The sequence below is a fragment of the Sphingobacterium sp. Lzh-3 genome (assembly GCF_046764375.1).
Taxonomy (GTDB): Bacteria; Bacteroidota; Bacteroidia; order Sphingobacteriales; family Sphingobacteriaceae; genus Sphingobacterium.
Window position 1 is genome coordinate 3,913,911 of sequence record NZ_CP177226.1, and the last position, 19,196, is coordinate 3,933,106.

A 19,196-nucleotide genomic window follows, 5' to 3' on the forward strand; every position below is an offset into this window, starting at 1 on the left:
CAGATTGCGCGTACCATAATGGCTTAGCAAAGACTTGATTAAACCGGATGATTCCTTGCTAAGGACGATGTTCGAAAAGTTTTAGCTGAATACCTTCCTTTGGAAAATCAGCTTCTTCCACAAAATTTGATATCGAAACACCCAACAACCTCACTTTGTTCACCAGCTCAACCTTACTCAACAAACTATGGGCAGTGGCGTAAATTTTGTCTTCCGAATCAAAACTATTTTCTAAGGTTATACTCCGTGTCAACTGAACAAAATCGGCATATTTAATTTTTATGGTTAAGGTTCTTCCAGAGATTTCCTTTTTCCCGATGCGTGTCCACAACTGTTTGCAGAGCCGTTGCAAAATGGTATTTAATTCTTCAAATGCTTCTACATCCTCGCCAAACGTATCCTCAATCCCAACCGATTTACTGCTGCGATTGGGAACAACAGGACGGTCGTCGATCCCGCGTACGATACGGTAAAAAAAGTGCCCAGTCTTTCCAAACCAGCGCACCAAATCCTCCTCGCGTTGTTTTTTTAAATCGAGCCCGGTAAAAAGCCCCAGTTCGTGCATTTTTTTCGCGGTTACTTTTCCTACGCCAAAAAATTTATCCACGGGCAATGATTCCATGAACTTGACAATTTTCGAAGGACCTATAAATGTTAAGCCGTTGGGCTTGTCCATATCTGAGGCAATCTTTGCAACAAATTTATTGACGGAAACACCAGCAGAGACGGTCAGATTCAACTCTTCTTTGATAGCCTCTTTAATGGCTTTGGCGATATCAATAGCCGAACCAATACCCTGTTTGTCTATGGTCACATCCAAAAAAGCTTCATCCAGGGAAAGCGGCTCGATTAAATCCGTATAACGGAGAAAAATCTCCCGAATTTGGTAGGAAACCTGACGATAAACATCAAAGCGAGGATAGGTAAAGATAATATGGGGGCACAACTGAAGAGCCTTTCGGGAGCTCATAGCAGATTTGACGCCAAACTTTCGCGCTTCGTAACTGGCCGTTGCAACTACTCCCCTCCCATCCGGGGAACCACCTACTGCAATCGCTTTTCCCCGATATTCGGGAAAATCACGCTGATCTACAGAGGCATAAAATGCATCCATATCCAAATGAATAATCTTGCGATGTACCTGTTCGGAATCCATAATCCAAATTTACAAAAATTAGCATTATAGACTAAGAAAACCAAAAAATAACTAATAGAATTAGCAACACAGCAAAAAACGACAATCACTAGGCTCGCCAAGCGTTAATCTAGGTATAATGCATTCGTCATTATGCTGTTAATTATTTATCTTTAGGTGAACCTATCCGTTGGACAGAAAAATCATCGTTCCGGCGCATAGTCCCAGGCACTGCATTAAATGGTTTTAATTAGCACACATGATGGAAAATTTACCCGAACAAAAACCGAAAAAATCCGGATTTAAGAAGTTCTTACTCCTGCTGATCCTTTTCCTCCTTGTGGGGGCCGGTTCCTACGTTTACTGGAAATATTACTATGTATTCGGTGAAGGTGTAAAATCTGGCTATCTTAATTATGCTGTAAAAAAGGGCAATATTTTCAAGACCTACGAAGGCAAGCTCATTCAGGAGGGATTTGGAAGTATCAAAACGGGTGGTATCGCCAGCAATCAATTTGAATTTTCCATTGAAGATGATTCTATATTCCGTCAATTGGAGCTCAATAGTGGAAAATACTTCGATCTGCGCTACAAAGAATACCATGGTGTGCTTCCCTGGCGTGGAAACACGGTTTATATCGTTGACAAAATTGTCAATATGAAATAGCGAACTCCGCCGTGTTTACCAGCGGAGTTATCGAAGTTCCGTTTAAATAAGTTAAACTACATCAGTACGCTATTGTAGGGGTGCCCCCTTCCATGAGCTGCTTATTGTCCGCCGCATTTGCGTTTCCGATAGAAGATTTTTCGAAAAGGCCTATTTATGCAGAAAGCACATCCCGGACGATCAATTTTTCGTTAAAATAACGTTTTAAAATGCTTCCGTCACCGTGTAGTGTCCAAACTTCTTTGGGATTTACCATTTTAATGTACTGAAGAATGTCATTCCAGTCCACATGATCAGAAATATACAGCTCGATATCATTCTGTGCCTGTAAACGTTTCCAGCCTGAGGCAAATGCGCGTAATACTTTGGTCGCCCTAAAATAACTATTGAAGGTCATCGGCGGTACCAAGTACACTTTGTTCTGTTCGCCCTGTTTCATTTCTTTTCTGTTGTAGGGCTCATAGTCTAACTTCTTCAGCCCGTGTTGATCATAAAGGCGATGGTAGGGCAATATTCCACTATGCACAAGCACTTTTCGATCTGGACAGTACCTGTTGATCAAATCAGTAATTCGCTGCGCCTTGCCCAACACATAAGTACCTAATAAGATATTACTGGCATGTCCATCAAGTTTTTTTATCTCCTCCGCCGGATCGGGATGGATAATCTCGGGATTTGCAAAGGTACTTTCCGTAATGAGGACATCGGCCTGCTGCACTTCGATCGGCTCACAGGTATCATCAGTTTGTAATTTATAATCGCCGGTGTACAAGTAACGTACCCCCCGATATTCCATTAGAATCTGTGCTGAACCCAGTATATGACCTGCTGGTAAAAATGTGATTTCGACCGCGCCTATTTTAAAGGGACTATTAAACAATTTGACCTGATAAGAATCTTTGCGATTTTGTTTATACCGATAAGTCATAAACAGTGAGGTCGCCTGTGTGGCATAAACATAGTCGTGTCCTGAACTGGCATGATCGCCATGAGCATGAGAAACGACATTGTGCATAACGGGATTGCTGGCATCAATAAAAAAATCACCATAACGGCAGTAATAGCCTTCTGGCTTTCTGACTAAGAAGTCAGCCAATAGTGTAGACATCATATTATTTTAGAAACTTTTGATGCAAAGTCCACACCTGCGGTAATAGCGGAGTGGTTCCATCATTAATGATGACGAAGTCTGCCAATTTTAATTTTTCTTCGTCAGATAGTTGCTTATTAATTCGCTCCATGACCTGTTCCTCAGTAACAGCATCACGCTCCATGACACGTTTAACGCGTATGGGTAAAGGCGCAGTAACCAGTATGGTATAATCAAGATCCTTGTAGGACCCACTTTCAAAAAGCAAAGCAGCCTCTTTGAGTGAATAACGTGACTTTTGCTGTTCGGCCCAGTCCTTTGCCGCCTGAATAACGATGGGGTGTACAATGCTGTTCACAAGTTCGAGCTTCGCCTTGTCGGAGAATATCTGTTCAGCCAAAAAAGCCCGATCCAGTTTCCCATTCTTATAGGTCTCTTCGCCGAACTCCGCAATCAAGCGTGCTTTGATCCGCAAATCGGTATTCATTAGCTTCTTGGCTTCCTCATCAGCATTATAAACAGGTACAGCCATGGCTTTAAAAAGCTGACAGATAAATGTCTTACCTGACCCAATTCCGCCTGTTATTCCAATCTTCATGAAAATATTTTTATTTACGTACAAAAAAGTCCACGTTTTGAGGGACAATACTGATTACCTTACAATAGTCAGGTACTTTGGTCAGCAAAATGGGTAGATATTGCACCTCATTCTTCTCCCAGTCTGCCAGGTCTACCACAGCCTCAAAATCACGCGATGTATAATTATTATAATCTTTGACGGACATCAACACCGTGACGACAACTTTGCTCGGACTAAGCCTGACCGAACTATAACGTTGGCCATTCTCTACTTTTACGGGCAACTCGATTATTTTCTCGGTCAATTCACCTACAGGCATAAGCACCTCGACCGAAGTCGGATAAACATTGATATTCGCTTTTTGGTTACGTGCCAGGTTGGCCACGGTCCGAACGTCGGTTTCGACTTCCTTTCCACGAACGGTATCCGTTTCCCAATACTCAATCGCCGAAACATCCTCGTAAGGTCCGGTTATTGTCACATAAGCTGGTGTAACTTTGGTATCAGCGATAAAACCGTAGCCGCGTTTAAATCCGATATTTGCAAGGGGTTTTACGGGTACCTTACGCTGGGTCTGTTTGGAAAAATCAAAAAATAAGGTATCAGGACTAACTGACACCACGCGCTGTTCATGCGGAAACTGCCGGTTGATAAAACCCAATTGGTTGGAAAAAACAATCCAGTCTTTGGTTTTTAAAGAGCTTAGGTCCACCTGCACCTTTGGGGTTTCCAAAGCAGCTTTGGAAAACAGAAATTGCCATCCTGTCATCTCCAGCTTCACTTTTACCGTATCGGATTGCTGGGGGTGAAATGCGCGTTTCTCGGGAAGATTGACGTATTCAATCGCCGCCTTGACGGAAACAGTATATTGATTGGAGATCGAAAACAATAACCAAGCTAACAACGAAATTCCAACACAACGCACGAAGACATTAATCTTACGCCGTTGGGTCTTATTTATTCGAACTGCATTCGCCATGATACAAACTTAATCAATTTGCGTAAAAATCTGTGTTCTTATCTGCATTTCATCTTAAAGACAGCAATATTTCCATTGCATTTTTCTCTTTTGTGGCAAGAGTTCTGAAAATTTCTGATGCCTGCTGCACATCATCAAAACTGGCTGTCTCCGCAATTTTACTAAACAATTCCGACAAGGATGTCCACAATAATGCAATCTGCACAAACTCATGATGAACCGCGGCGATCTGCTCTATTCCGAGCAGATCATAACTTTCCTTAATAAAGTCACGATATAGATTTCGAAACATAGCGCCCCCAGTACCTGCCTTTTCCATCAAATTTGCAGCCATTTTAAACTCACTTTCAATCGCATGGCTCGTCTTGTACCATTTGGTCAATTCCTCAGCAGTTTTCAAAATTCCTTTATATGAAATGTTGCTGATGGGCGGTGCAAGATATTCCTTTGCATTATTGACCATTGCAGCAATCAGCACCTCTTTCAGGTCCAAATCCCCGCCACTACCTGCTATCGTGTAATACAGATTTTTAGACGCCATAGGCCCCTTCTCTGCCCTGGCTAGCGCCAAACTCGCTAGGGATGTACGCACGCTTCCCCCCTGCTGCCTCGTATCCACTAAATAGGCATTATCATGGTCATAACCATAAATTGCTACATAATGACCCGCAAAATGAAAGGGTTTTGTAAAATATTCCAGGTGATAGGCATCGAGTTTTAAGCCTACCGGTTGCCCCCCATCCAAGAGCTGTTTTACAGCCTGCCAAGCTTTTACTTTTGAAGAAGTTTCATGAACGCTGAGGTTTAGACCGAGATTTTTGCAGATATGCTGCGTCAGGAGATCTGGTTTTATTCGTCCGCCTAAAAATGGAAAATCCATGGTTTTCATTTTCCAATAGATAAAACTGAGGCCTTCCCCCAGTCCAAAAAGCATCGGCTCGGAAAGTTCAATGCCTATATGGGCAAGTAATGTACCTGTTGCTGTGGTTTCACAATGCTGCCCATCAAATGATCTAAGATTTTTCATATCGTTTTTTTTCATAAAGTTAATCCCTCAACCGACAGCCCGATGTCAGCAGTGGATTAAACCCTAAAAACAAATGAAAAACAGTGGAGAATAACATTGCAAAAACGATTGTTTTTGACAACTATTACGTTTTAGGTTTACAGGGGTTTTACAGGGTGATTACAGGGAGTTAACAGGGGTATAACAGGGGTCAATCCCCTGCTAACCCGGTGTTAATCCCCTGTAAAAATAGTGTTACTACTAAAGTAATTAAGAAAATAGTAGTAAATTGATAATAAGCTCAAAACAAGAATTATAAACTAAAAGAGGAATAGCTATGGCAATTTTACAAAACGGTCCGAATGGACCTATTATTGGTAAATTTGGATCGGTGAGTGCCTACATGTTGAAGGATCAAAATGTGGTGCGCGGCCCAAAACGAAAACGCAGCTCCCCACCAAGTGCTGCGGAGCTCTTAAACAGAAAAAAACAGCAAGTAGCCGGTAAGTTTGCCGGCCATAATAAGCGGCTTCTCGAATTTGGTTACCAGTTTTTAGCGGAAAAAGGAAGTCGCGTAGGTGCATTCCAATTGGCACAACGGCATATTTTTAAGGAGGCCATCGAAATAGACGCTGATAATAACCCTTTTGTTAATCCAGAACGACTGCTTCTATTTTCTGGTCCGCTAACCCCATTATCCAACTGCCAAGTCAGTATCAACAATGATGTAATCGACCTGAACTGGGAAGCAGATGATCAATATAGTGATAGCGTATATAAAATCAACCTGGTATTATTGGACCCGTTTAATGAATCCCATTTAAGAACTTCTATCGCAAGCGTAAGTGAAGGTTCTTGTTCAGTCCAATTTGACCGGTTAAAGCGAAAAACTACTGATTTCCATGTGTATGTCGGAATATGGGATACCTTAGATGGCGGTTTTTCGAATTCCATTTATTGTGGAGTAATCTAAAGCATTGTTATGCTAGCAATTTATTTGAACGCTCCGCCTGGGCTTTCTATTAACAGCATAAAAAAGCCAGTTTTCTACGAAAACTGGCTTTCATTTCTTTTAGGAAAAAGCTTAAGAAGCGCTCTTCTCCGTGTTGTTAACAGCTTTAGAAGCATCTAAAGCAATTGCTGATTTATCAAAACGGATTTTTACACCCGAACCTACGTCTACTAAGAAAGTCGTGTCTGAGACTTCTACAATACGGCCATGAATACCAGCTGTAGTTACCACCTTTGAATTTACACCTAATTGCTCAATATATTTCTTATGGTCTTTTTGCTTTTTCATCTGTGGTCTGATCATGAAGAAATAAAATACCACAACTAGACCAACCATCATTATCAGTTGACCATAACCGGCGCCACCTGCTGCTTGTAATAATACTGTATTCATTTGTTATTATATCGTTTAATAATGTGTTATTTTGCTAATACTTCGCCTTTTAGCTGCACTGTCGTCAGGCCATTAGAGGCATTCGATTGAACCGTAATGATCTTCTGCTGTTTACCAACTTGTCCTTCACTATTGAAAGTTACATGGATCTCAGATTTTCCACCCGGCAAAATAGGACTTTTCGAAAACTCAGGTTGGGTACAACCACATGAAGCAGTCACTTTCGAGATAATAACAGGCGCGTCACCCGAATTTTTCAACACAAAGGTATGTTTTACCTGTGCGCCTTCCTTTACCTGACCGAAATCAAATGCAGACTCTTCAAATTCTACTTTTCCCAATTGTGCTGCTGCCTTAGAAAGGCTATCTGCAGCTGCTGTTTCAGTCGCTGTCTTGGTCCCTTCTTCCTTTCCCTTTTGTGCATTTCCGCAAGAAAATAAAAGTACTGTCGACAACGCTAAAACTGAATATTTGCCAAAGTTTTTCATTCGTATAAATTATTTATGCGCGTTTGGTTTTAATCTTTTAAACCCCGACCTGCCTTCTGGATTCGTCCCTGTTGATTCAGATCGTTCAATATTTTATCTAAGATACCATTAATAAATGTATTACTTTTCAATGTACTGAATACCTTAGAAATTTCAATATACTCATTTATTGTTACTTTCACAGGAATTGATGGAAAATTAACCAACTCACATATTGCCATACGCATCAATAATGTATCCATTAAAGCAATACGATCTGATTCCCAATTCTTGGTTTTCTCCGAGATAAGCTTTTGATACTCATTTGTATTGCGGATTGTTTTACCCAACAATGCAATAATATAGTCGCTATCATCATTCCAGTTTTGCGTAATTTCTGCAAGTTTATTTTTACGCGGATCTTCAGAACTAAAATTCTTAAAAGTCTTCGCAATCAAAGCTTGCAATACTTCTTTATCTACCGGCCAGTTGATGAATTTTTCTTCAAAAACCTGCTCAATAACCGGCGATTTTAAGATGATCTTTTTAAAGATATGCTTGATGATATCCTTTTCCGTACCGATCGAGCGATCTTCTTGTTGCAAGTACTCCAAATAAGCTTCAGAATCCTTTAACTGCAAAAATACAGTACGCACGATCTCCGGATCAAAGCTCCAGGAAATCTTATATTTTTTGACACCTTCTCCATATTGTGGATTTTGTCTCAATGACTCAATAAAAGTGTTTGTACTTAACTTGGTCGTTAAAGACAAGTCTTTTTCAGTTGGTAAAAACTTATTAGCCCTACCCTCTGCATCTATTAAGACATAATCAGATACCTCATCTAAAAGATTCAGTGTCCACATATACATCTCATAAACTTCATCCACATTTTTTAATAGTGCTTTCTCAAATGTTTTGATGTCTTTATCTTCTGAAAGACTGTACGCATAAAGCGTTTGCACTACTTTTACCCTCAGGTGTCTCCTGTTTAACATAGTAATTTAAAGAACGATTTTTTTATAAAATAATAAATAAGAACGATTTTGGGATGAAGACTATCTCTTGATTTTTTTAATATCTTGGATACGCTTCTCCGCGATGCGATTAGCCGCTTCAAAAGTAGAAATATTCTCTTCTTTTGATTTTTTCAATACGTCTCTAGTCGCATTATAAATATTTTTGATCACAAATTCAGTGTGATCTACGCCATAATTTTGAATTTCCGAATAACAGCCAATTAATGCACCGGCGTTGATCAAATAGTCAGGGGCGTATAATATACCTCTTTCATGAAGGATAGAACTTGTAACATGTTCGTCTTTCAATTGATTATTCGCCGAACCGGCAATAATTTTACATTGCATTTTCTGCGCGGATTCTGGATTTACCGTACCACCTAATGCACAGGGAGAATATACGTCAAATTCGTGATCAAATACTTCACCGTAAGGTATTGGCTCAGCTTTGTACTTGGCCGCTACTTTCAACATTTTTTCTTCCGTAATATCGCTAACATATACACGCGCATTCTCTTCACGTAACATTGCAATTAAACGCTCACCAACTCCACCGACGCCATGCACAATAACTTTTTTACCAGCAACATTTTCCGATCCGTACAATTCCTTTAAACAGGCTTTTATACCAAAATAAACACCCTGAGCTGCAAAGATCGAAGGATCACCGACACCACTGCCATGAATTGCTTTTGGTAAACCAGCAACATGGTCAGTTTCGGTATAAATATGTTCTAAATCGCGTTGTGTGGTACCTACATCCAAAGAAGCAATGAAATTTCCATTCAATCCTTCAATAAACTGGCCCAAACGGCGCAATAAAACCTCAGATTTGTCCAAACGGCTATTCCCAATAATAACAGCACTACCACCGCCTAAATTCAATCCAGTGATGGCTGATTTATACGTAATGGCCTTGGATAAACGTAAAGCATCCTCAATAGCTTCTTCTGTACTTTCGTAAGGTAACATACGAACCCCTCCTATCGCTGGCCCTAAGGTTGTATCATGGATCGCAACGATAGCTTTCAAGCCCACCAATTCATCATTACAGAAAAATAAGTTTTGATGGCCAGACTGGCTCATCAATTCAAAAATAGAATTTTGAGATGTTGACATAAAATGTACTACTCTAATTTGTTTTAATTTTTTAAGGTACTTGATGCAAAAGTAGGAAAATTATTCGTTGTGCATAACAACTTTTTTTATCCAAGACTTAACATTTGATTTCCGAATGACAGTAAATTCACTCAAATCGTAAAGCATTTTGATGAATTAGTCCTACTTTTGTATTCGTAATATGAAGGATCTCGCCTACTTAAATAAGTACTTTTATAAATACCGCTGGAAACTGGTTCCAGGGGTTATTTTTGTTATCATCTCCAACTATTTCGGGGTATTGCCGGCAAAGGTAATTCGCGAAGCATTTGATTTGGTACAGGAAAACATCTATCTATACCGTCTATTTGATGGTTTCGACAGACAGGAACTCATCTACAAGGTATTTGGCACCAGCCTCCTGTTTTTTGGTTTCGTCGTCCTCCTACTGTCGCTCTTGCGGGGCATATTTTTATTCTTTATGCGTCAGACGATTATTTTAACCTCGCGTTATATTGAATACGACCTCAAAAACGAGATCTATAATCACTACCAAGATTTAAACTTCGGTTTCTTTCGGAAGAACAATACCGGAGATCTCATGAGCCGAGCCACCGAAGATGTCAATCAGGTACGTAACTACTTAGGACCCGCCATCATGTATGCGATCAATACGGTAGTTTTATCGATCATGGTCATCTATGCGATGTATAGCGTCAATGGACGCTTGGCTACTTATGCATTGGCGCCAATACCGGTCCTATCGGTTATTATTTTATTTGTCAACAAGATTATTAACAAGCGTAGCTTAAAAATACAGAAACAACTGGCGAAGCTTTCTTCTTTCGTGCAGGAAACTTTTGCAGGTATCCGCGTCATCAAGACCTATACCAGAGAACAAAATAAAATGCAGGAATTTGAGAAGGAAAGTACCATTTACCGCAACACGGCTCTTGATCTCGTAAAAGTACAGGCTGTTTTCTTTCCGCTTATTCTATTGCTTATTGGGCTCAGTACGGTAATCACCATTTATATCGGTGGAATTGAAGTTGCCAAAGGAACAGTAACTGCCGGAAACATCGCTGAGTTTATCATCTATGTCAACCAGTTGACTTTCCCGGCCATGTCTTTGGCTTGGGTTACCTCATTGGTACAACGTGCTGCGGCCTCACAAAAACGCATCAACGAATTCCTTCAAACGGAATCTCCTATTGTTAACGGAACAGCTACCAAAGAACTCGCGGGTGAGATCAGGGTTGATGGAATCTCCTTTACCTATCCGGAAACAGGTATTCAGGCGATTAAAAATATATCGTTCCAAATTCCGATCGGCAAAACACTTGCTATTATCGGAAAAACAGGCTCCGGAAAATCCACGCTGGCCAACTTACTCCTTCGGATGTATGATATTGACAAAGGAAGTATTCATTATGATAGTCTAGAAATTAAAAACCTTGATTTCAAAAGCTTGCGCCAACAAGTTGGATTTGTCCCACAAGATGTTTTCCTATTTTCAGATACCATTGCCAATAATATAGGCTTTGGTTTAGACCACTTTACACAGGAACAAGTGGAACAGGCCGCCAAAGATGCCGCTGTATACGACAATATTATAGCTTTTGAAGATGGATTTGAAACTGCCGTTGGGGAACGTGGTATCACCCTCTCCGGTGGACAAAAACAACGGGTATCCATCGCACGCGCTTTAATTAAGGAACCCAAAGTATTGATTTTTGATGACTGTCTTTCCGCCGTGGATACAAAAACAGAAGAAACAATTCTCCGTTCGCTAAGCCGCATCATGAAAGGCAAGACCTGTATTTTTATTGCCCATCGCATCTCGACGATCAAGAATGCAGACCATATATTGGTGATGGATCAAGGCGAAATTGTAGAACAGGGTACACATGCTGAATTGATGGAGAAAAGAGGTGAATATTTTGAACTCCATGAAAAGCAATTACTGGAAAGTGTCGAAGGATAATTAAAATATCCCTGAATTCAGCTAAAGGATAGAAGGGATATCTCTCTTAAATTTGTCTTAAATATTTAAGTCAAACATTTTACAATAAAGGATCATGGAGAGAACCCCTATTCAGAAGGCTACGTCAAATGACGGAAAAACAATTGCTATTATTTCTTACTTAACCATCATCGGCCTTGTTGCAGCCATCATCATGAACAACAAGGAAAAGACTGCTTTAGCGCAATTCCATATCCGACAAAGTATAGGCATTTCAGTAACAGGAATGGCTTTGGGATTGTTACGTTTTGTTCCGGGTATTGGCGGAATCGCCATTAGTATTGTTGGATTGCTCCTACTTATTGCTCTTATACTAGGATTAATGTCCGCATTTTCCGGAGAGCGGAAACCACTCCCCTTCATCGGTGAAAAATACCAGGAATGGTTCAATATGATCTAATAGGCATTTTAAAGACATGGAGCACCTTCCCATCATAGATGCTCCATGTTATCGTTTTTTACGGACGTTCTGCCTTTAATTGAACATAGCGCATCTTTAACTGGCTTTCATATCCGGCATCGTTTTCTCCTCTTTAAAAAACAGGGCAAATAGCAAAAGACAAAAACCAGAAATACCTGCCGGAATAAACCAAAGATATTCCCAAAATTGAGCAGCATAAGCTGTTTTCAGGTAATCTGAAACAGCACCGGCAACCCAAAATCCGATCAGCATACCTACACCATACATCGCGATGGTAATAAGCCCCTGTGCAGAAGCCTTGTATTTTTCACCAGCAATTCGATCGGTATAGATCTGCCCCACTACGAACATAAAATCATAGCAGATGCCATGCAATAAAATTCCGGATAACAATAAGAATGACCGTTCCTGTCCGTCGCCGTAGGCAAAAAACAAATAGCGAAGTGCCCAGGCCGCAATGCCCAGTAAAATCATCTTTTTATACCCCAAGCGTCTAAAGAAAAATGGAATCAACAACAAGCAAATGGCTTCGGAAAATTGCCCCAATGCCATTTTTGCTGTGGGGTTCGGTATTCCGGCATTGACCAAAAATGGGTTCGCATTTTGATAATAGAACGAAATGGGAATACAGATGACAATTGCTGTTACAAAAAAAATCAGAAAACTCCGCTGTTTTAAAAGCTTCAATGCATCCAAACCGATTGCCTTTCCAAAATCAAATTTTTCATCCCTGAGTTTCACCTGAGGTGGAGTTTTTGGCAGGGCCAAACTAAAGAATGCCAGTAACAACGAACAAACCGCGCCCATAATAAAGGTATTATGCAAGGCACCTGCCTGTATCGATTCGGGAGCATCCCAACGGAACAAATAACTGATCACAAGTCCCGAACAGATCCAACCGATCGTTCCCCACACGCGTACCCCCGGAAAATACTTCTTTGCGTCTTCAATATGCCGGAATGCGATTCCATTGGATAAGGATAGCGAAGACATGTAAGCCATAAAATAGACAAATACATAGGGGTAAAAATGTGTCGCATCCGGTGCCTGCGACATCCCGTAAAGTAGTCCAGCTCCAATGAGATGTAATGCTGAAAGTACCCGCTCGGCATTAAAGTATCTGTCGGCGACAAAACCCACTAAAAAAGGAGCAAATACAGCACCAAGGGATTGTGTTGCAAAAATATTCGCGACCTCCATACCCGAGGCATTGAGCGATTTAATAAGGTATGTTCCCAAAGTAACAAACCAGGCCCCTTTGATAAAATATTCTAAAAACATCATCAGGGACAATTGGACGCGTAATACTGGTTTCATCGATTAATTCGTGTTGGAGGTGTTTGTTTTGATTTATTTCATCGGTTTCAATGACCACGTAGAAGCCTTATGTTATTGATACACACAACGACAGCGAGCGATACGATTGCTGAAATAACGCGCTCGTTGTCCTCGAGTGACCATCGCTTAAACAGGCTATTGTCTTCGGTTGTCATTGCTCTATACAAGCTCAAATAGAGCTCTATTTTATTCTTATGATTCGGGCAATGCATTTCGCATAAAATTAAGCCAGTTCTTGCTGGCAATCTTTTCAAGATCGGTGTTATTATACCCCCTTTTTGACAGGATGCCAAATAGTTTTTGGATATCAGCAATTGTTTCCAGATCATAAGGACACTGCTCACGGCCAAATGCGCCGTCTAAGTCGCTCCCCACGCCAACATGATCGACATTTCCTGCCAATTGACAAATATGATCAATATTGTTGGCCATGATATCCATGGAGCAATTGCTTGTTTTAGGATCGGATACACCTCGTACCCAATTCGGTACCATCATCCAAGCATCGAGCGCTACCCCGATCACTGCTTTTTTCTTTACAAGAGCCTTGATCATTTCATCACTGAACTGCCTGTTATGGTCCACAAACTTGCGACAGTTATTATGGCTGGCCCAAATCGCACCCTGATAGCGTTGGACAGCATCCCAAAAAGCATCATCATTCAGGTGTGTCGCGTCCAATATCATCCCCAATCGCTCCATTTCTTCCAATAACCTTATTCCCTGCTCATTAAGCTTACCCGACGAGTCTGTTCCATTGGCATATCGACCCGGTCCGTAATGTGCTGGCCCAATCGCTCTTAAGCCATAGTTATAGGCTGTTTCGAGATAGCTGATATCTACAATGGAATCGGCACCTTCCAGACTCAGCAGATATCCGATTGGCTTATCGGCATGATCGCTGCCATCCGACCAAAGCGCCAAATGCTGGTCCAAATCAGTTTTTGTACAGATCATTTTCATTTGTCCATCGGCTTCCATTGCTTTATACCATGCAAGCTGCCCCTGTGTTTGTGCCCATGCCTGTTCCGGTGAGTACCAGCCTGGTAAAGAGCTCTCGGGTTTTACGAAACGGGCGATTTGTGTAGCAACAACCAAACCAATATGACCACGACGCAATTCGTCAAAAGTGACGGTTGCCTTAGCCCGATCGGGCTTGTCATCCATCCCCTTTTCCCTACGGTTCAGTTCGGTAATCGGCAATCGAAGATCCCGATTCCATTCCATGGCGTTCATACTCAAATCCAAATGTGCATCGACCAAAAATGGCATTTCAAATTCGTACATATCAATAATTTATTTTTTTATTTCGCGCATAAACAGTCCAAATTTGATCTGCCTGTCGTTCATTGACAACTTGAAGTTCGCCATAACAAGCTACTGTTGGGCAGATGTGCCTTGGCACGGCATAAAGGGCATCGCCTAAGTTAAACTGGGTACTATCTGCTACCTCAACGACCAAATGTTCTTCACTCTGCATTTTTATTTCACCAATACGCGGATCGAAAAACTTGACGCGGGGTTGCGGCGATTCACATGCAACTGATTTATACCCCAGATCCAAACAAAGGTGCTTGTAATCAACAATCGAGACGACACGCGTCAGAAGTACCGCCGCAAGCATAAAATCCTGTTCTGCGTAATTTTCGGCATAGCCAAAATCCCAAAACACAAACGTTCCGGGACTGCATTCTACATCGCTGCGTTCGGCATGAAAAGGGAAACTTGGCGAACCGCCAATAACTTTAGTCAACGGTTTAGAGGTGGACACCTGCGCCATAAGGTAGGCGGTTTCGAGTATACCATATGAATGTTGGGATTGCTTTTCGCGAAGTTTATAATCCTTGTCATGAATATGACCGTCATAACCATGCACACCTACCAACTGAATACCTTCCAAAAGATGGATATCCATAACGAGACGCTCAATCCCTTCTAAAGATACTCCTGTACGGCCCATGCCAATATTAACATCGAGATAAACAGCGCTGCGTAAGCCTTTCGACAGACTACGCTTTGAAATCTCCTGTGCTGCATCGACATGATCCACAAGACATGCAAAATGTGTCTCCGGAAAGGCGGTTACAAGATTCAAAAAACGATCTATCTTTGGCCCTACGGGCTGGTATGCCAGCAAAACATCTTTTGCACCGATAACACCCAATAGTTCAGCTTCTGCAATGGTTGCACACTTAAACTTTGTAATCCCCCTATCCATCATCAGTTGGCATACTTCCCGAGACTTGTTCGTTTTGATATGCGGCCGCAATCGATCAGCCCGCCCATGCACAATATGTAAAGCGCGATCTATGTTCTTGACAATGCGATCAGGGTAGACCAGTAAAGCTGGCGAATCGACCTGATCGACATCATGTATATGGCACCAAGTTTCCATACAATTCCGATTAGTATAACTCAAATAATGCTTCGATTTCTACGGGAATATTATCGGGCAAAGAACCAAATCCAACGGCACTGCGTGTTCCAATACCATTCTCTTCTCCCCAAACCGCAGCGAATAGCTCACTACAGCCGTTAATTACGCCTGGATGATAAAGAAAATCCGAGGTACAGTTGACCATACCCAATACCTTGATCACACGCTTGATTTTGTTCAATGAGCCCAAGTTGGTTTTAATGGTCGACAACATGGTTAGACCAACTTGTCTCGCCGCAAGTTTGCCTTCTTCAGGACTGATATCACTTCCAATTCGACCGATAATTAATGCAGCATCATCTTGTACAGGACCATGACCAGAAAGATACAGGTACTTGCCGTCAATGACGTATGGTTTATAGACACCTTTAGGTGCCGGTGCTGGTGGTAATGTCAAACCTAATTTTTCGAATTGTTCATCTGCGTTGTACATCTTTAACGATTTTAAAGTTTAAAATAATAGCTAATATAAAATTAATTGCAATAGTAAAACAGCAAGCAGCCCAACAATGGAAACAATCGCCTCCATGATGGACCAGGAAAATAAGGTATCCTTTATGCTAAGTCCAAAGTACTCTTTAAATAGCCAAAATCCGGCATCATTAACATGGGAAAACATCAAACTGCCGGCTCCTATCGCCAACACCATAAGGTTGGGATCCACTTTTCCCCCTGTAACAATCGGTAGCAGCACACCAGCCGCCGTTAGAGCGGCTACTGTGGCCGAGCCGACACAACCTCTGATAACAGCTGTAATTAACCAAGCCAATAGTAGCGGTGAAATCGACAGCTGCTGCAGGGTATTGGCCAATAATAGACTCACACCACTATCCTCCATCACCTGTTTAAAGATTCCCGAGCCAGCAATAATCAGTAGGATCATGGCAATATCTTTCACTGCAGATTCATAGATTTTCATCACATTGGCCATCGATCGCCCCAATTTCAATCCTAATAAATAGGTTGCTACACTGACCGCAATAACCATAACAACGGTGGGGTTGCCGATAAACTTAACTCCCTGCTGCAGCGCTATATTGCTTGTATGATAGCAATAAGGAAGCAATGTAAATAAGACAATGAGCAATACCGGCAGCAAGGCTACAACCAAACTCACGGCCACTGTGGGGCGCAGATACTGCGCTGATTTCGAGTGATCTTTCTCGCGGAAAATTGATTCCTGACTTGCCCGTATATTTTTGAGGCTTCTTCCAAAAATTGGCCCACCCAAAATAATAGCGGGTATGGCGATCAAAAGACCATAGATAAGTGTCAGTCCCATATCAGCGTGAAACAGGGCAACTAATGCAACCGGGGAAGGATGCGGCGGAATAAAGCCATGTGTCACAGACAGGGCTGCCAGCATCGGTAATCCAATATATACTGTCGGCAACTTATAGCGGTAGGAAATCGAAAATATCAAGGGGACTAATAAGACAAATCCGATTCCATAAAATAGCGGTATTCCAACGATAAAACCCGTCAACATAAGCCCCCACTGTAGGTATCGCTCTCCCATCAGGCGGACCATTTGCTCAGCAATTATCTCAGCGGCCCCACTTTCAGCAACAATTTTCCCCAACATTGCGCCCAAAACAATGATTAAAGTTAGGCTTCCCATGACGCCTGCAACACCTTTTTCAACTGTACCCACCAACTGTGCCGGTGGAATACCCAAACAAAGTCCGCTGAGTAAGGAAACAACTAAAAAAGCGAGAAAGGCATTGATCTTAAAATAAGTTATGCAAAGGATAAGCAAACAAATGCTGATTACAATGAGGAGTATAGTCATTATATCACTATTAGGTTTTCCCTCAATTTGAGAGCTTGTATAAAATTTGGTCTATTAAATCATTTTTTCATCCTGAAAGTAAGGTAATTTTTCATTTTTTGCAAGAAAAATGAAAAATTAATGAAAATAAAAAAGGTATGGCTTACACCATACCTTTCTGTTTCCTTGACCTATCTCTTTTTGCTTTCATGACCTATCGTCAAAAAAAACCAGCAATAGGCCCTTGTTGAAAATTTATTTTTTAGGGATCTCTTTGAGAATTTCGAGCACAAAACTCCAAAACTTCTGCACCGAAGAAATGGAGACACGCTCTGCAGGCGAGTGTGCACCCAAGATTGTAGGTCCAAAAGAAATCATATCCATTTCGGGATAGTTTGTTCCCAGGATACCGCACTCAAGTCCGGCATGGCAAGCGACGACTTCTGGAGCTTCACCATGTTGTCTTGTATAAATTGATTTGAGCACTTCTAAAATTTCAGAATTCGGATTAGGTGCCCATCCTGGATAATTGCCCGAAAAATTGACAGTAAAACCACCTAGTTCAAATGCGGCTTTTAAAGAATGGGCTAAATCAAATTTAGACGTTTCAACAGAAGATCTGGTTAGACATTTGATGGAAACCTTTTCCCCGCCTACTTCTACTTTAGCAATATTATTGGAGGTTTCTACCAAGTCTTCAAAATCGGCGCTCACACGATACACACCATTTAAGGCCGCATAAACACTGTTGATCAGGTTTTCCTGCACGTTTACTGGAACTACTGTTGCATAAGCAGCATCAGTTTGCTTTACGACAATTTCCATAGCTGGTTCTTTCGTTGCAAACTCCAATTTAATATCCTGAGCCAATTGTGTCAAATTCTGAACAAAGTCAGTTGCTTTATCCTTCGCGATAACCACCTTTGCAACACTTTCTCTCGGAATGGCATTGCGTAGACTTCCGCCCAACAAAGAGGCAATACGCAATCCATAATGTGCATTGGCGCCAAAGAGCAAACGGTTCATCACTTTATTGGCATTGGCAAAACCTTTATGAATGTCCATACCAGAATGCCCGCCATGTAGTCCTTTTACGGTAATTTCAAAAGATAACGTATCAAAAGGACAAGGCTCTGCAACGTAGGACTGCGTTGCCGTTACATCAATGCCCCCAGCACAACCAATATCAATTTCAGTATCATTCTCTGTATCAAGATTCAACAGGATTTCACCCGAAAGCACACCGCCTTTTAAACCTAAAGCTCCCGTCATGCCTGTCTCTTCATCAATGGTAAACAAGGCTTCGATAGCAGGGTGTTCAATAATGGATGATTCCAAAATCGACATGATTGTCGCAACACCAAGACCATTATCTGCCCCCAAGGTGGTGCCCTCAGCTTTCACCCAATCCCCATCAACATACATCTTAATACCTTCATTATCGAAGTCAAAAACAGTATCGTTATTTTTTTGGTGCACCATATCCAAATGCGACTGCAATACAATCGTTTTACGGTCCTCCATTCCCGGAGTAGCGGATTTTTTGATGAGCACGTTGCCAATCTCATCAACGCTTGTTTCTAAACCCAAGGATTTACCAAAGTCTACCATAAAGGCGATCACGCGCTCTTCTTTTTTAGAAGCTCTCGGGACCGCATTCAATGCAGAGAAATTTTTCCAAATTGCTTTTGGTTCTAAACTATTTTCAATCATATCTAAAATTTTTCCTTGGTCAAAGTTACTCCATTTTTATTAGAAAT

At 41.4% G+C, this 19,196-nt stretch carries 19 protein-coding genes; 4 read left to right on the forward strand and 15 right to left on the reverse strand.

Features of this window, described 5'->3' with window-relative positions:
- Positions 1–58: 58 nt before the first annotated feature.
- Positions 59–1,156 carry a DNA polymerase IV gene (dinB, locus tag ACLCDV_RS16555; protein WP_317665683.1) on the reverse strand — a complete coding sequence of 366 codons (1,098 nt, stop codon included), beginning with the start codon at positions 1,154–1,156 and terminating at the stop codon, positions 59–61.
- Between the two features lie 238 nt (positions 1,157–1,394).
- Here dinB and ACLCDV_RS16560 point away from each other — a divergent pair, with 238 nt between their 5' ends.
- Positions 1,395–1,802 (forward strand): hypothetical protein, encoded by a 408-nt coding sequence (locus ACLCDV_RS16560; protein ID WP_075993279.1) that lies wholly within the window; start codon positions 1,395–1,397, stop codon positions 1,800–1,802.
- A 154-nt stretch (positions 1,803–1,956) separates the two neighbouring features.
- On the opposite strand, the gene ACLCDV_RS16565 is transcribed toward ACLCDV_RS16560, so the two are convergent.
- The 4 genes from ACLCDV_RS16565 to ACLCDV_RS16580 are packed head-to-tail and all read right to left on the reverse strand — an operon-like array spanning position 1,957 to position 5,478.
- The gene (locus ACLCDV_RS16565) at positions 1,957–2,913 is read right to left on the reverse strand and encodes an exonuclease (RefSeq protein WP_333574741.1); all 957 of its coding nucleotides are present in this window, start codon (positions 2,911–2,913) and stop codon (positions 1,957–1,959) included.
- A gap of 1 nt (position 2,914) precedes the next feature.
- Complete coding sequence (coaE, locus tag ACLCDV_RS16570; RefSeq protein WP_317665676.1) at positions 2,915–3,490, reverse strand: dephospho-CoA kinase; 576 nt, start codon at positions 3,488–3,490, stop codon at positions 2,915–2,917.
- 10 nt (positions 3,491–3,500) lie between these two features.
- Positions 3,501–4,451: a hypothetical protein gene (locus tag ACLCDV_RS16575; protein WP_075993280.1), complete on the reverse strand. Its 951-nt coding sequence runs from the start codon at positions 4,449–4,451 to the stop codon at positions 3,501–3,503.
- Positions 4,452–4,500: 49 nt separating this feature from the next.
- On the reverse strand, positions 4,501–5,478 hold the full coding sequence (locus ACLCDV_RS16580) for a BtrH N-terminal domain-containing protein (protein ID WP_411971692.1): 978 nt from the start codon (positions 5,476–5,478) through the stop codon (positions 4,501–4,503).
- A gap of 316 nt (positions 5,479–5,794) precedes the next feature.
- Here ACLCDV_RS16580 and ACLCDV_RS16585 point away from each other — a divergent pair, with 316 nt between their 5' ends.
- Complete coding sequence (locus tag ACLCDV_RS16585; RefSeq protein ID WP_411971693.1) at positions 5,795–6,430, forward strand: hypothetical protein; 636 nt, start codon at positions 5,795–5,797, stop codon at positions 6,428–6,430.
- Between the two features lie 111 nt (positions 6,431–6,541).
- On the opposite strand, the gene yajC is transcribed toward ACLCDV_RS16585, so the two are convergent.
- The 4 genes from yajC to ACLCDV_RS16605 are packed head-to-tail and all read right to left on the reverse strand — an operon-like array spanning position 6,542 to position 9,467.
- Positions 6,542–6,862: a preprotein translocase subunit YajC gene (gene yajC, locus ACLCDV_RS16590; RefSeq protein WP_317665669.1), complete on the reverse strand. Its 321-nt coding sequence runs from the start codon at positions 6,860–6,862 to the stop codon at positions 6,542–6,544.
- Between the two features lie 26 nt (positions 6,863–6,888).
- On the reverse strand, positions 6,889–7,350 hold the full coding sequence (locus tag ACLCDV_RS16595; protein ID WP_317665667.1) for a DUF1573 domain-containing protein: 462 nt from the start codon (positions 7,348–7,350) through the stop codon (positions 6,889–6,891).
- Positions 7,351–7,379: 29 nt separating this feature from the next.
- Positions 7,380–8,327 carry a transcription antitermination factor NusB gene (gene nusB / locus ACLCDV_RS16600; RefSeq protein WP_333574739.1) on the reverse strand — a complete coding sequence of 316 codons (948 nt, stop codon included), beginning with the start codon at positions 8,325–8,327 and terminating at the stop codon, positions 7,380–7,382.
- Positions 8,328–8,387: 60 nt separating this feature from the next.
- Positions 8,388–9,467: a Glu/Leu/Phe/Val family dehydrogenase gene (locus tag ACLCDV_RS16605; RefSeq protein ID WP_294182569.1), complete on the reverse strand. Its 1,080-nt coding sequence runs from the start codon at positions 9,465–9,467 to the stop codon at positions 8,388–8,390.
- A 181-nt stretch (positions 9,468–9,648) separates the two neighbouring features.
- Between ACLCDV_RS16605 and ACLCDV_RS16610 the strand changes: the two genes are divergently transcribed.
- A complete protein-coding gene (locus tag ACLCDV_RS16610; protein WP_317665662.1) occupies positions 9,649–11,430 on the forward strand; it encodes an ABC transporter ATP-binding protein in 1,782 nt (593 codons plus the stop codon).
- Positions 11,431–11,524: 94 nt separating this feature from the next.
- Positions 11,525–11,869 carry a hypothetical protein gene (locus ACLCDV_RS16615; protein WP_159730972.1) on the forward strand — a complete coding sequence of 115 codons (345 nt, stop codon included), beginning with the start codon at positions 11,525–11,527 and terminating at the stop codon, positions 11,867–11,869.
- A gap of 96 nt (positions 11,870–11,965) precedes the next feature.
- On the opposite strand, the gene ACLCDV_RS16620 is transcribed toward ACLCDV_RS16615, so the two are convergent.
- The 6 genes from ACLCDV_RS16620 to ACLCDV_RS16645 form a co-directional block, all read right to left on the reverse strand.
- Positions 11,966–13,207, reverse strand: a complete 1,242-nt coding sequence (locus ACLCDV_RS16620; RefSeq protein WP_411971694.1) for an MFS transporter — start codon at positions 13,205–13,207, stop codon at positions 11,966–11,968.
- Positions 13,208–13,420: 213 nt separating this feature from the next.
- Positions 13,421–14,515 (reverse strand): dipeptidase, encoded by a 1,095-nt coding sequence (locus ACLCDV_RS16625; RefSeq protein WP_411971695.1) that lies wholly within the window; start codon positions 14,513–14,515, stop codon positions 13,421–13,423.
- A 1-nt stretch (position 14,516) separates the two neighbouring features.
- The gene (locus tag ACLCDV_RS16630) at positions 14,517–15,623 is read right to left on the reverse strand and encodes a D-TA family PLP-dependent enzyme (protein WP_411971696.1); all 1,107 of its coding nucleotides are present in this window, start codon (positions 15,621–15,623) and stop codon (positions 14,517–14,519) included.
- Between the two features lie 10 nt (positions 15,624–15,633).
- On the reverse strand, positions 15,634–16,098 hold the full coding sequence (locus ACLCDV_RS16635) for a RidA family protein (protein ID WP_075993294.1): 465 nt from the start codon (positions 16,096–16,098) through the stop codon (positions 15,634–15,636).
- A gap of 30 nt (positions 16,099–16,128) precedes the next feature.
- Positions 16,129–17,457, reverse strand: a complete 1,329-nt coding sequence (locus ACLCDV_RS16640) for a gluconate:H+ symporter (RefSeq protein WP_317665652.1) — start codon at positions 17,455–17,457, stop codon at positions 16,129–16,131.
- A gap of 234 nt (positions 17,458–17,691) precedes the next feature.
- Positions 17,692–19,149 carry an aminoacyl-histidine dipeptidase gene (locus ACLCDV_RS16645; protein WP_317665650.1) on the reverse strand — a complete coding sequence of 486 codons (1,458 nt, stop codon included), beginning with the start codon at positions 19,147–19,149 and terminating at the stop codon, positions 17,692–17,694.
- Positions 19,150–19,196 lie beyond the last annotated feature (47 nt).